The following is a 14,203-nucleotide window of genomic DNA, read 5'->3' as shown; positions in this document are numbered from 1 at the left end:
ATTTGAGACTTTTTTGTCAAGAAGAATGTACAAAAACAGGTAAATTTTGGAGAAAATTCAGCTTGACTTCAAAAAAATATATCACTAAAATATTTGATAGCGCTATTTTATTTTGAAGATCAAACGTTATAATAGAAATTGTTTCTTTCTACTGAAAAATATGCGCTGAAAACTGATAAATTATGATAACCATAATGAGGAAGAAGACTATGCAGATTATCGAGACATTTGGTCATTATGTGGAAAATTTGACTAACTCAAAGCCGGAATCCGCCCGCTGGCTGTTAAAAACGGGATGGGAGGCACAGAACCTGAAATTTTGCTTTATGCAGGATAAAAGACTGATGCCCGCAGACAGACATCTTGCAAATCTGATGATGGATACCATGCTGCGTCCACTTCAGAAACCGGAGGATTCTGTTATTGTAAGTATTTTTACACCCTGCGAAATGATGCAGGAGGTGGGATTACATCCTTATAATGTAGAAGGATTTTCCTGTTATCTTTCTGCGAGCAAAGCAGAGAGAGCATTTCTGCAGCAGGCAGAGAATCAGGGGATTGCCGAGACACTGTGCAGTTATCATAAGACATTTCTTGGCGCGGCACAGAAAGGGCTGTTGCCGAAGCCCAAATGTATTGTTTATACGAATTTAACCTGCGATGCTAACCTGCTGACATTCCGTACACTGGCCGATTTTTACCAGGTGCCAGCATTTGCCATTGATGTGCCGTGGCAGCAGAATGAGGAGAATGTGCAATATGTGGCAGATCAGTTAAAAGAGTTAAAAGCATTTCTGGAAAAAAATACAGGTAAAACAATCTCTGAAGATGCACTGAAGAACCGTCTTGCATGCAGCAGGCGGACTCTGGAGAATTATAAAAAATATCAGCAGATGCGTGCGGACAGATATGTGCCGTCTGATCTGGTTACTCCGCTGTATGCAGGAATGACAAATAATATCCTGCTTGGAACAGCAGAAGAGGAGAAATATACACAGATGCTTCTTGAGGATATTAAGAAAGCACCTGCAGCGAAAGGCAAACATATTTACTGGATGCATACGATTCCATTCTGGTCTGATGCAGTTCGTCAGGAACTTTGCTTCAGCGAGAAAGCCCAGATTGTGGGATGTGAACTGGCAGAAACCTGTGAGCCGGATTTTGATCCGGAGAAACCATTTGAAGCTATGGCCAGAAGAATGGTATATCATTCACTGAACGGAAGTGCACTGAGAAGAATCGAAGCAGGAATCCGCCATGCGAAACAGGCGGGAGCAGACGGAGCAGTGTGGTTTGGTCACTGGGGATGTAAACATACGCTTGGTGCTGCACAGCTTGCGAAGAAGAAATTTGAGGAGGCAGGCTTACCGCTTCTGATCCTGGATGGTGACGGCTGTGACAGAAGCCACGGAGGAGAGGGACAGACATCCACCAGACTGGGAGCTTTTCTGGAAATGCTGGGAGGTGCGGAAAATGAATAAAACATACTATGTCTGTAAATATACCCCGGTCGAGCTTCTGGAATCTCTTGGCGGGGAATGTGAGAATTTTAACCATATGCCGGATGGCTTTGACCTTGCAGATCAGGTTTCTCATCCGAATATCTGCGGCTTTGGAAAAACGCTTCTGGAAGGAGTTATGGAGGGAAAGATCAGGGAGCTTGTTCTGGTAAGCTGCTGCGATACGATCCGAAGTGTATATGATATTCTTCTGGAGAGCGGTAAGCTGGATTTCCTATATATTCTGGATGTGCTTCACTGTGACAGTGCCTGCAGCAGGGAGCGAATGGCAGTACAGTTGAAAGGGCTGGCAAAAGCTTATGCAAAGTATAAAGGTACAGAATTTAATACAGATAAATTCAGAACTGCCTTTCATGCCCCTGAGAAAATTACAAAGCCTCATATTGCAGTGCTCGGAGCGAGAATGGGACAGGAATTATTTGAAATGACCAGTAAGGCTATGCCTCTTCCTGTAGAGAATGATACCTGTGTACATAACCGCTCTGTAGGAAATGTGCTTCCGCCGGAGACTGCTTCCTTTGATGAACTGATGGATTGGTATGCAGGGGAAATTCTGGGACAGATTCCATGTATGCGTATGATGGATCCGACAGGCCGTAAGAAACTTTATAATGATCCGTCTGTTGCGGGAATTATTTATCATACAGTGAAATTCTGCGATTTCTATAGTTTTGAATATGCGGATATTAAGAATCATACAGATGTACCGCTTTTAAAAATCGAATCAGATTATACCATTCAAAGCAGCGGTCAGCTTCTTACCAGGTTGGAGGCTTTTGCAGAGAGTATTCAGCCTGAGAAACTGGAGCAGACCATAGAGGTTGACACAAAAGGAGAGAGAAAAATGGGAAAAGGTTATTTTGCAGGAATTGACAGTGGTTCTACAAGTACAGATGTGGTAATTCTGAATAAAGAACATGAAATCGTTACCAGCATTATCCTGCCTACAGGTGCAGGTGCTGCTATTGGTGCAGACCGTGCGCTGGCAGAGGCGCTGAAACAGGCCGATCTGCAGAGAGAAGACATTGATGCGCTGGTTACCACCGGATATGGACGTACTGCTATTAAGAATGGTGATAAGAGTATCACAGAGATCACCTGTCATGCCAGAGGTGCTCATTTCCTGAATCCGGAAGTGCGGACAGTTATTGATATCGGCGGGCAGGACAGTAAGGTGATCCGTCTGGATGAGAATGGTGCGGTCGCAAACTTTGTTATGAATGATAAATGTGCGGCAGGTACCGGACGATTTCTGGAAATGATGGCACGTACAATGGAAATGAGCCTGGATCAGATGAGTGAGTGTGGTCTGGAATTCAAAGAAGATATTACAATTTCCAGTATGTGTACAGTATTTGCGGAATCAGAGGTTGTATCCCTGATCGCACAGAACAAAGCGACAGATGACATTGTTCATGGATTGAATAAAGCGGTTGCTGTAAAGACTGCAGCTCTTACCAGACGTGTAGGCGGAGAAGAAAAGTTTATGATGACCGGCGGTGTTTCCAAGAACAAGGGGCTGGTAAAGACACTGGAAGAAAAACTTGGCACAAAACTGGTGATCAGTGATAAAGCGCAGCTTTGCGGTGCACTTGGTGCTGCGCTGTTTGCAGCTGATATGGTAAATGCGTAAATAATTTTAATTTAGTCTGATATTTACCGGCACGGGTTAGAAAGATAAGATGATATCCGCTTGACTATAAAGTATTCATAAATGGAATGAAAAAAATTTCCATATTTTATACTTTTTTTATAAAAGTTTAATTTTCTATTGACGAGTTCAAAATTAGGAGCTATAGTATAACACAGTAACAGCAAATTAACGAGGTGAAGTTTGCAGGAAAGTGGAAGCCGCACAAAAGGCTATACCCGCCGAAGGAGTAAAACTCTCAGGTTCCCTGGACGCAGGGAAGAACTGCAAATGGATCGTTTCTCTGGAGACACCCGTTAGATCGGGGGCCGAAGGTGCAAATAACATGGACTATCATATAACCGCCGACAAATGGTTATCTGACCCGTGTCTTGAATCTCTCAGGCAAAAGGACAGAGGATGCTTTATCATCCCCGCTGATCCATATGGAATATATGGACAGTATTTTCTGAACTTTCTAATTTCTGAAACGGTCTGTTATTACTTTGTTTCCCAGCTGTACAATATATTACACTTTTTAAAAGAAAAAGGAGATTTATTATTATGTGGGAAGCGATCAATTCATTTTTATCTACTGTAGACGATCTCGTCTGGGGCGTGCCCCTTATGATCCTGATCATGGCAGGTGGTATTCTGTTAACTGCCAGACTTGGACTTCTTCAGATACGAAGACTCCCCCTTGCACTGAAATGGATGTTTAAGAACGAAGAAGAAGGCGACGGTGAGATTTCAAGTTTCGCAGCTTTATGTACAGCACTGAGTGCTACTATTGGTACCGGTAATATCGTCGGTGTTGCAACTGCTGTCTGTGCAGGTGGCCCTGGCGCTTTATTCTGGATGATCGTTGCAGCATTCTTTGGAATGGCAACAAAATTTTCCGAAGGTCTTCTTGCAGTTAAATACCGTGTGGTAGCAGAAGATGGTCACAGCCTTGGCGGTCCTTTCTATTATATTGAGAAAGGTATGGGACCGAAATGGAAATGGCTTGCAAAAATTTTCGCATTCTTTGGTGTATGCGTAGGTCTTTTCGGAATCGGTACATTCAGCCAGGTAAATGGTATTTCCAGTGCAGTTCAGAACTTCTTTGACCCGAACAAATCAAACTGTGTAAATATCCCGTTCCTTGGAGAATATTCCTGGGCAGTTGTAATTTCTTCTCTGATCCTTGCAGCATGTGTTGCAGCGATCCTGATCGGAGGTCTGAAACGAATCGCAACAGTCAGCCAGATTATTGTACCGTTTATGGCAGTTATTTATCTGATCTTCAGTGTTGCATTGATTCTTTTAAATATTACAGAAATCCCTGCAGCAATCGTAACAGTTGTCAAAGGAGCATTTAATCCATCCGCTGTAACAGGTGGTATGGTAGGTACTATGATCGTTGCTATGCAGAAAGGTGTTGCCCGTGGTATTTTCTCAAACGAAGCCGGACTTGGTAGTGCACCGATCGCAGCTGCAGCAGCTCAGACAAAAGAGCCTGTACGTCAGGGTCTTGTAAGTATGACAGGTACATTCATTGATACTATTGTAATCTGTACAATGACAGGTCTTTCCATTGTACTGACAGGTGCATGGCAGGTAGAAGGTCTGGAAGGTGTTCAGGTAACTACCTATGCATTCCAGCACGGACTTCCGATCCCTGGACAGGTTTCCGCATTTGTATTGATGATCTGTCTGGTATTCTTCGCATTTACAACAATCCTTGGATGGGATTATTACAGTGAAAGATGTCTGGAATATCTGACACACGGACATAAGAAAACAATCTTTACATATCGCTGGCTTTACATTCTGGCAGTATTTATCGGACCGTATATGACAGTAAGTGCAGTATGGACCATCGCAGATATCTTCAACGGACTGATGGCAATTCCGAATATGATCGCACTGTTTGCACTGAGCGGAGTGATCGTAAAAGAAACAAAAGAATTCTTTGCAGCAGAGAAGCACAAAATGTAAAGAATCATAAAACGTAATAAAATAACAGAAAACAGAGAATCCTCTGATTGTGGAGTTAATATCCAGGTCAGAGGATTTTTTCTGTTTGGATATAAATAGTTATGGACAGGTGGTGAATGCAGTTTGTGAATGTCCGTTAGATTTGCGGGCAAATTATTGAATTATGAAAAGAAATGACTGAGTTTGAACGGAAACAGAAAAATTCCGGCCGATTTTTGTGCAATCTCAACCAAAAACGATCCTCATTTTTATGAATTAGTTTGATTGACTTTGAATAAATATGACGGTATACTAAGACCATAAACAAAAGGCAGTCACGAACATGCAAGAAAGACATGATAATATAAACGGGAGGGAAAGAAGAGATGATCTACACAGTAACTTTTAATCCGTCTCTGGACTACATCGTTTCAGTAGATGATTTTAAACTGGGACTGACAAACAGAACAAGTTCAGAGCTGATGCTTCCGGGCGGAAAGGGAATCAATGTTTCTACAGTTCTTATGAATCTGGGGATTGAGAACACAGCACTTGGATTTACAGCTGGATTTGTGGGAGAAGAGATTATCCGCAGATTACAGGAAATGGGAGTGAGATCTGAGTTCATTCAGATCAGCGAAGGAGTTTCAAGGATCAATCTTAAACTGAAATCTATCGACGGAACTGAGATCAATGGTGCAGGACCGGTGATCAGCAAGGATAAAGTAGAGGAACTGATGAAGAAGCTGGACGGACTTGGTGAAGGTGATATACTTTTCCTGGCAGGCAGTATTCCATCTTCCATGCCGGACGATATGTATGAACAGATCATGGCAAGACTGGATGGAAAAGGTGTGATGATCGTGGTGGATGCGACAAAGGATCTTCTGGTCAATGTCCTGAAATATCATCCATTCCTTGTAAAGCCAAATAATCATGAGCTGGGTGAGATCTTCGGTGTGGAATTAAAGACAAGAGAAGATGTGATCCCGTACGGAAAGAAACTCCAGGAAAAAGGTGCAAGAAATGTGCTGATCTCCATGGCAGGCGAAGGTGCAGTTCTGGTAGCAGAGGACGGACAGGTATTTGAAGAACCCGCACCAAAAGGCAAACTGGTAAATGGTGTAGGTGCCGGAGATTCCATGGTAGCCGGTTTCGTAGCCGGATGGATGGAAAAGAAAGATTATGAGCATGCATTCCATATGGGAATTGCAGCAGGAAGTGCAAGTGCATTTTCTGAGAATCTTGCAACAAAAGAAGAAATTGAAGCGGTTTATCGCCAGGTAACCGAAAAATAATAAAGGGGGAAGAAGAGATGAGAATAACAGATCTGCTTGACAGACGGAGCGTATCGCTGACAGCTGCTCCAAAAACAAAGTCAGAAACTCTGGATATGGCAGTTGATCTGATGGTAAAGAGTGAAAAGATCAGCGACCGTGAAGCTTATCGTAAACAGGTATATTTAAGAGAAGAAGAGAGTACGACAGGTATTGGTGAGGGAATCGCCATTCCTCATGGTAAATGTGATGCAGTTAAGAAACCGGGACTTGCAGCAATGGTCATCAAAAACGGTGTAGAGTTCGAGGCACTTGATGACGAACCTGTAACCTTATTATTCCTGATCGCAGCACCGAATACAGAGGACAACATTCACCTGGATGTGCTCAGCAAGCTCTCCGTGATGCTGATGGATGAAGAATTTACAGAATCTCTTCGCAACGCATCTTCTGTAGATGAGTTTATGGACATCATTGATAAGGCAGACAGTGAAAAGAAAGATATTGATGAAAGACTCGCAGATACCGGATCAGCAGAAGGAACACAGGCAAAGATCCTTGCGGTTACTTCTTGTCCGACCGGTATTGCGCATACTTACATGGCGGCGGAAGGAATTGAAAAAGCTGCAAAAGCAAAGAACTGTTTTGTCAAGATTGAAACCAGAGGATCCGGCGGTGCAAAGAACGTGCTGACAGATCAGGAGATTGCTGATGCAGACTGTATTATCGTCGCAGCAGATGCCAAGGTTCCGATGGAGCGTTTCGATGGCAAGAAAGTGATCGAATGCCAGGTATCAGACGGAATTAGCAAAGCTGACCAGCTGATCGAGAGAGCAATTAACGGGGATGCACCGGTCTACCACGCAGCAGCCGGTTCTCAGGTCTCTTCCTCCAGTACAAAATCCGGAGGCAGCGTCGGACATAAAATCTATACACAGCTGATGAATGGTGTATCCCATATGCTTCCATTAGTTGTAGGCGGAGGTATCCTGATCGCGATCGCATTTCTGATCGATGGATTGAGTGTAGATTTGAGTGCGCTTCCGGCAGATCAGAGATCAAACTTTGGTACGATCACTCCGATCGCAGCTCTGTTTAAAGGTATCGGTGATACAGCATTTGGATTCATGCTTCCAATTCTGGCAGGATTTATTGCAATGGCGATCGGTGACAGACCTGCACTTGCACTTGGTCTGGTAGGCGGTATGATGGCAGCAAACGGAAAATCTGGTTTCCTTGGTGCATTACTTGCAGGTTTTGCAGCGGGATATATCATTCTTGGTCTTCGTAAATTATGTGATAAACTTCCGGAAGCACTGGAAAAGATTGCACCTGTTTTAATTTATCCTGTAGTCGGAATCCTTGTTATGGGACTCTTAATGACATTTATTGTAGAGCCGATCATGGGTGGTATCAATACAGGACTGAACAATGCCTTGACAGGAATGGGAAGTTCTAGTAAAGTAATATTGGGTATGGTGCTTGGCGGAATGATGGCTATTGATATGGGCGGCCCGTTCAACAAAGCAGCATATGTATTTGGAACAGCTGCAATTGCAGCAGGCAACTATGATATTATGGCAGCAGTTATGATCGGTGGTATGACACCTCCGTGTGCGATCGCACTGGCAACACTGCTGTTCAAGGATAAGTTCACAAAAGAAGAGAGAAACGCAGGTCCGACAAACTTCATTATGGGTCTTGCATTTATCACAGAAGGTGCGATCCCATTCGCAGCATCTGACCCGCTTCGTGTACTTCCATCCTGTATCATCGGATCCGCAGTCGCAGGAGCGATTTCCATGGCATTCAACTGTACACTGATGGCACCACACGGTGGAATCTTCGTATTCCCTGTAGTTGGAAACGCAGTTATGTATCTGGTTGCACTGGTTGTGGGAACAGTAATCTCCGCAGTTCTGCTTGGCCTGTTAAAGAAGAAAGTAGCATAAGCAGTGAGAAATATCTGTCTGGTCACTACCGGCATAGAAAAGGTCAGCAGATAAAAATAAGAAAAGCAATAATAAAGAACATGGAGGATATCAAAATGAAAGAATTTAAGTATGTAATCACAGACAACGAAGGAATCCACGCACGTCCTGCAGGAGAGCTTGTAAAACTGGTCAAAGGTTTTGAATCCACTATCTCAATCGAAAAAGAAGGAAAGAAAGTAGACTGCAGAAAACTTCTTGCACTGATGGGACTTGGTGTTAAGAAAGGTCATGAAGTAACATTCACAATCGAAGGTGCTGATGAAGAAGCAGCATATGAAGCAGTAAGCAAATTCATGCAGGAAAACCTGTAATTTACTGAATCGAATATAAGAAACGACAGACAGGAGATGATGTATTCATCTCCTGTCTCTGTTATAATGAGATATCAGAGTAGAGTAAATATACAACGGAGGCAGAAGCACATGCTGACAGAACAGAGATTTGATATTATTCTGAAACTTCTGGAAGAAAAAAAGAGTGTTACAGTAACGGAGTTAAAAGAGCTTCTGAATGCGTCGGAATCAACAGTACGCAGAGACATTACCGCACTGGACAAAGCAGGAAAACTGACGAAGGTTTTCGGTGGTGCGGTAGCATTAAATCATAAAGTAACGGCTTACGAACCTACTGTAGCGCAGAAATCAGAATTAAACAAGGAAGAAAAGAAAAAAATCGCAAAATATGCAGCCAGTCTGATCACATCAGATGATTTCGTCTATCTGGATGCAGGAACCACTACCGGTCTGATGCTGGAATATCTGGAGAATACAAGAGCCACTTTTGTCACAAACGCAGTATCTCACGCTCAAACCCTGGCAAAGATGGGCATCCGCGTTTACCTGATCGGAGGGGAGCTGAAGAGTTCCACAGAGGCAGTTGTAGGCAGTCAGGCAATGCAGATGATTCAGATGTATCACTTCACAAAGGGATTCTTCGGAACCAACGGGATCACTAGAAGAGAAGGATTCACAACACCGGACACCAACGAAGCAATTGTAAAGGGCACAGCGATGAAACAATGCAAAGATGCCTATATCCTTGCAGACGAATCCAAATTCGGTCAGGTAAGTTCCGTAACTTTCGGTGAATTCCGGGATGCTCACATCCTGACAGAAGAGATTCCAGAGGAATATCGGGAGAGCAGAAATATTCTGAAGGTAAGTTAATTGGTTAAATGTTAAAATAGAAGAGATTTTTCATTTCCTGTATTGAAATGACAGGATGGAAAGGGAGAGTCAGGCATGAGAACTGACTCTTCTTTTTTTGATGTTTTTTTGCTAAAATGATAGACAGTAATGAAATTTGGAATGGAGAGATGTGGGATGAAGTTTGCGCATATTGCGGATCTGCATATTGGGAAAAGAGTGCATGATTTTTCTATGCTGGAGGATCAGAGATATATTCTGAATCAGATGCTGAGGATTTTTGAGGATCAGAAAGTTGATGGGGTTCTGATCGCCGGGGATGTTTATGATAAGACAGTGCCGTCAGCGGAGGCGGTGCAGTTGTTTGATGAGTTTATTACGAGGCTGGCGAAGGAGAAGATTCCGGTTTATATGATCAGCGGAAATCATGATTCGGCAGAGAGGCTTTCTTTTGGGGCAAAGCTGTTTGAGAACAGTGATATTTTTATTTCGCAGGTTTATGACGGAGAAATGAAGAGGATTGAATTGGAAGATCAGTATGGCCTGATATCACTATATCTTCTGCCATTTCTGAAACCGGCGATGGTGCGGCATGCCTTGCAGAAAGATGATATTAATACTTATGAGGAGAGTGTCATGGCTGCTTTGCAGGAGTGTGAGATTGATACGACACAGAGAAATATTCTGGTGGCGCATCAGTTTGTGACGGGAGCAGACCGGAGTGATTCGGAGGAGACTTCGGTGGGTGGTCTTGACAATGTCAGTGCGGAGGTGTTTGATGATTTTGATTATGTGGCGCTTGGACACATCCACAGACCTCAGAAGATGGGAAGAGAGACTTTACGTTACAGTGGAACACCGCTGAAGTATTCTTTTTCGGAAGCAGATCACAAGAAGTCTGTGACAATTGTGGAGCTTCTGGAGAAGGGGAATGTGGAGATCAGTACGGTACCTCTGGTTCCGAGAAGGGATATGCGTAAGCTGAGGGGAACTTATATGGAAGTGACGGCGAAGGAGAGTTATACGGCAGAGAACAAGATAGATTATCTGCAGATCACCCTGACAGATGAAGAAGATGTGCCGGGAGCACTGCAGAAGCTGCGCACGGTTTATCCGAATCTGATGCGCTTGGAATATGATAACAAACGGACACGAGAGAACCGGGAGGTTCAGGCAGTGGAGGCTCAGGAGCAGAAATCAGAACTGGAATTGTTTAGCGAGTTTTATGAGTTACTGAATAACGAACCGATGAAAGAAGAGCAGGCAGAGTTTGTGGAGAAACTGATCCAGAATCTGAAGGAGGCGCACGCATGAAACCATTGAAGCTGACATTATCTGCATTTGGACCGTATGCAGGGGAAACGGTGATTGATTTTACACGGCTTGGAGGTCAGGGACTTTTTCTGGTGACTGGAGATACAGGTGCAGGAAAGACAACGATTTTTGACGGGATTACGTTTGCGCTGTATGGAGAGACCAGTGGAGGAGTCCGGGAGGCATCCATGCTCAGAAGTAAGTATGCGAAGCCTGAGACTCCTACTTATGCGGAATATATTTTTGAATATAAGGATGCAGTGTACACAGTGAAGAGAAGCCCGGATTATGAGCGGCCAAAGACCAGAGGTACGGGAATGACCACCCAGAAAGGGGAGGCGTTGCTTACTTTTTCGGATGGGAGAGCTCCGGTGACGAAATTGAAGGAAGTGAATCAGGCGGTTACAGAGCTGATCGGACTGGATATGAAGCAGTTTACGCAGATTGCCATGATCGCACAGGGAGATTTCAGAAAATTGCTTCTGGCTGATACAGAGGAACGCAGTAACATTTTCAGAAAACTTTTCCATACAGATATTTATAAAGTGATCCAGGAGAAACTAAAATTCGAGGCAGGCGGTCTGGACAAGGCATATAAAGAGCTGCTGAGAAGTATCCGTCAGTATACGGAACAGGTCAGATATTCTGCAGAAGATCCATTGGGACAGCAGTGGGCATTGATGGAAAAGAATGGGTTTGAGGGAAATCTGGAAGAAGGTCTGGAGATTCTGGAACAGTTTTTGAAAGCAGATAAAGATACACTGAAAGCTTTAAATAAGCAGATAAAAGAAAATGATACAAAACTGGAAAATGTGAACCAGCTTCTCGGAAAAGTGCATAAAGAGGCAGATGCAAAAGCCAGAAAAGAGAAACTTCTGAAAGAAAGAGAAATACTGTTTCCACAGCTTGAGCAGGCACAAAAAGATGTAGAAAATGCAGCAAAGGAACCCGAGAAGATTCAGCAGTTGATATTTTCTATACAGAAAGAAAAGGAGAATCTGAACCGTTATACGAACCTGGAAAAATTAATCAGTGAAATAGCGGATACTTCTGCACTAATAGAGAAATTGAAAACAGACAGTACAGCACTGCAAAATCATCAGAAAGAAACAAAAGCAATACTGGAAGAGAAGCAGAAAGAATATCAGGCAACAGACCGTGCGGAAAAAGAAAAAGCAGAAACAGACTTTCAGAAAGAGAAGATAGATAATCTTTATGCGGGAGTTTATAAGAATTGCGGTAATCTGGAGTTTCTTTTGAAAAAGATTAAAGATCTGGGAACACAGTCCGAGGAAATGGAAAAGCAGTCTGAACAGATGACAATGGCTCTGAATGACCTGGAAGAACAGCTTACTTCCAGTGCTAATCTGGAAACAAAAGAGAATAGTCTGATCATGCGTTTACAGCAGATACAGAAAATGAAAGATCAGCAGAAACGATGCCTGGATTTGGAAAAAGAAGCAGAGAGCAAGAAGAAGGTTTATCTGGCAGCTTCTCAAAAACGGGCGGAAATAAAAGAAGTTCTGAACAAAATGGAGCAGGCTTATCTGGATGCGCAGGCAGGTGTACTGGCAGCTGATCTTCAGGATGGAATGCCGTGTCCGGTATGTGGTTCAGTTCATCATCCAAAGCTCACGCAGATTCCAGAGGAAGTTCCCTCACAAGAACAGTTGAAAAAGCAGAAAATGTCAGCAGAAACTGCTGAAAAAGCGGCATCTGATGCAAGCGTGCAGGCAGGAGAAGCTGCAGGGCTGGCACAACGTTCAAAAGAAGAACTGACAGAAGGGCTTAAAAGCTATGCAGTACAATTTCTATCAGAGGAAAAGACAGAGGAGATACTTCGAAATGAAGTTGATGATCCTGGATTACGATTATTTGTAAATGATCAGGAAAGTCAGGTACAAACAGAATTAGAAAAAATTCAGAAACAGAAGAAAATTCAGCAGGATTTGCTGAAGAAAAAGGAAGAATTCACCAGAAAACTGGAACAGCATGCAAAAGAATTTCAGAAGCTGCAGATCAGTCTCGAAAAAAGGAAGAGTCAGCAGGAGAGCATTCTGGAACAGTTACAGAATCAACTAGAGGAGCCAATATTCGCATGGCTGCGTGAAGATACACAGCAGAAACTGAAATCAGATTCAGAATTGCAGCAAGATCAGAATAGTAAAGCATTGTATCAGCAGGAAGGACTAAAAGTATCACTGCTTCTGCTACAGGGAAAGAAAGCAGCAGAATGGCTGAAACAGCAGCAGGATATTCTGGAACAGAAACAAAAAGAACTGACAGCGCTTCTGGAGCAGAGAAAACTACTGGAGACACAGATCAGTAAGTTGCAGACAGAACTCACAACACTTACAGACCAGATTAATCAAAATCAGCAGCAGACAGCGGCAGAGAAGTCCAGATCTGAACAGATGAAGAAACAAAAAGAGAGCATGAAAAAAGAACTGGGTGAGAGAGCGAAAGAGGAAATCCTGTCTCAGATCCAGCTTCAGACTCAGGAGTGCCAGACACTTGAAGCACATTATAAAATTGTAACAGAGACGAAAGAAGCATTGGAGAAGCGAATGACAGAATTGAATTCTGTTATTACATCTCTGACAGAGCAGTTAAAGGAGTCCGTAGATATTTCAGCTGAAGAACTAAATGTTCAGAAAGAAAGTTTTACACAGCAAAAGAAAGCACTTTTATCAGACCGTGATGAAATCCATGCCCGCCTGGAGATCAATGGTGACATGTATGAAAAAATCCGCAGACAGCAGACGGAACTTCTGAAAACAGAAACCCGCTGGAAATGGATGAAATCTCTCTCAGACACTGCGAATGGAACGATCACAGGCAAAGCAAGGATCATGCTGGAAACGTATATCCAGATGCAATATTTCGACCGCATTCTTGCACGTGCCAATATCCGCCTGATGACCATGAGTAGCGGTCAGTACGAATTAGTCCGTCGAAAAGAGAATAAGAGCAGAGTGGGCAAAACCGGATTGGAACTGGATGTAGTAGATCATTACAATGGAACCGTCCGAAGTGTCAAGACCTTATCAGGAGGAGAAACATTCCAGGCATCCTTATCTCTGGCACTGGGACTTTCCGATGAAATTCAGTCAAGCTCTGGCGGAATCCAGCTTGATACCATGTTTGTAGATGAAGGCTTCGGCTCTCTGGATGAAGATGCACTTGATCAGGCAATCCGTGCCTTAAAAGATCTCAGTCAGGGAAGCAGACTGGTGGGAATCGTTTCCCATGTAGCCGAGCTTAAAGAACGTATAGACAAAAAAATCATAGTAACTAAGAAACGAACAGAGGATGGAGTCGGAAGTGTGATTTGCATAGAAAGTTGAGTTTCTAACCAGATTGA

9 protein-coding genes and 2 riboswitches are annotated in these 14,203 nt (G+C 43.3%); all 9 genes read left to right on the top strand.

Annotated features, from left to right (window positions below; genetic code table 11):
* Positions 1-209 precede the first annotated feature (209 nt).
* The 9 genes from KQI87_RS04380 (at position 210) to KQI87_RS04340 (ending at position 14,186) form a co-directional block, all read left to right on the top strand.
* Positions 210-1,481, top strand: coding sequence for a 2-hydroxyacyl-CoA dehydratase subunit D (locus tag KQI87_RS04380; protein ID WP_216459048.1), 1,272 nt, complete (start codon positions 210-212; stop codon positions 1,479-1,481).
* Positions 1,474-3,153: an acyl-CoA dehydratase activase gene (locus KQI87_RS04375; protein WP_216459047.1), complete on the top strand. Its 1,680-nt coding sequence runs from the start codon at positions 1,474-1,476 to the stop codon at positions 3,151-3,153. Before KQI87_RS04380 ends, KQI87_RS04375 begins: the two co-directional genes overlap by 8 nt.
* Positions 3,154-3,347: 194 nt before the next feature.
* Positions 3,348-3,435: riboswitch (glycine riboswitch) on the top strand.
* Between the two features lie 9 nt (positions 3,436-3,444).
* Positions 3,445-3,577, top strand: a riboswitch (glycine riboswitch).
* A gap of 137 nt (positions 3,578-3,714) precedes the next feature.
* Positions 3,715-5,130, top strand: a complete 1,416-nt coding sequence (locus KQI87_RS04370; RefSeq protein ID WP_216459046.1) for an alanine/glycine:cation symporter family protein — start codon at positions 3,715-3,717, stop codon at positions 5,128-5,130.
* A 365-nt stretch (positions 5,131-5,495) separates the two neighbouring features.
* The gene (gene pfkB, locus KQI87_RS04365) at positions 5,496-6,407 is read left to right on the top strand and encodes a 1-phosphofructokinase (protein WP_216459045.1); all 912 of its coding nucleotides are present in this window, start codon (positions 5,496-5,498) and stop codon (positions 6,405-6,407) included.
* 17 nt (positions 6,408-6,424) lie between these two features.
* Positions 6,425-8,338, top strand: a complete 1,914-nt coding sequence (locus KQI87_RS04360; protein WP_216459044.1) for a PTS fructose transporter subunit IIABC — start codon at positions 6,425-6,427, stop codon at positions 8,336-8,338.
* A 95-nt stretch (positions 8,339-8,433) separates the two neighbouring features.
* Positions 8,434-8,691, top strand: a complete 258-nt coding sequence (locus KQI87_RS04355) for an HPr family phosphocarrier protein (protein WP_216459043.1) — start codon at positions 8,434-8,436, stop codon at positions 8,689-8,691.
* 111 nt (positions 8,692-8,802) lie between these two features.
* Positions 8,803-9,546: a DeoR/GlpR family DNA-binding transcription regulator gene (locus KQI87_RS04350; RefSeq protein WP_216459042.1), complete on the top strand. Its 744-nt coding sequence runs from the start codon at positions 8,803-8,805 to the stop codon at positions 9,544-9,546.
* A 156-nt stretch (positions 9,547-9,702) separates the two neighbouring features.
* On the top strand, positions 9,703-10,839 hold the full coding sequence (locus tag KQI87_RS04345) for an exonuclease SbcCD subunit D (protein WP_216459041.1): 1,137 nt from the start codon (positions 9,703-9,705) through the stop codon (positions 10,837-10,839).
* Positions 10,836-14,186 (top strand): AAA family ATPase, encoded by a 3,351-nt coding sequence (locus KQI87_RS04340; RefSeq protein WP_216459040.1) that lies wholly within the window; start codon positions 10,836-10,838, stop codon positions 14,184-14,186. Before KQI87_RS04345 ends, KQI87_RS04340 begins: the two co-directional genes overlap by 4 nt.
* Positions 14,187-14,203 lie beyond the last annotated feature (17 nt).

Source organism: Blautia sp. MSJ-9, assembly GCF_018919065.1.
Lineage (GTDB): Bacteria > Bacillota > Clostridia > Lachnospirales > Lachnospiraceae > Blautia_A.
The sequence above is the reverse complement of the archived record's forward strand: the minus strand, read 5'-3'. Positions and strand labels throughout refer to the sequence as shown.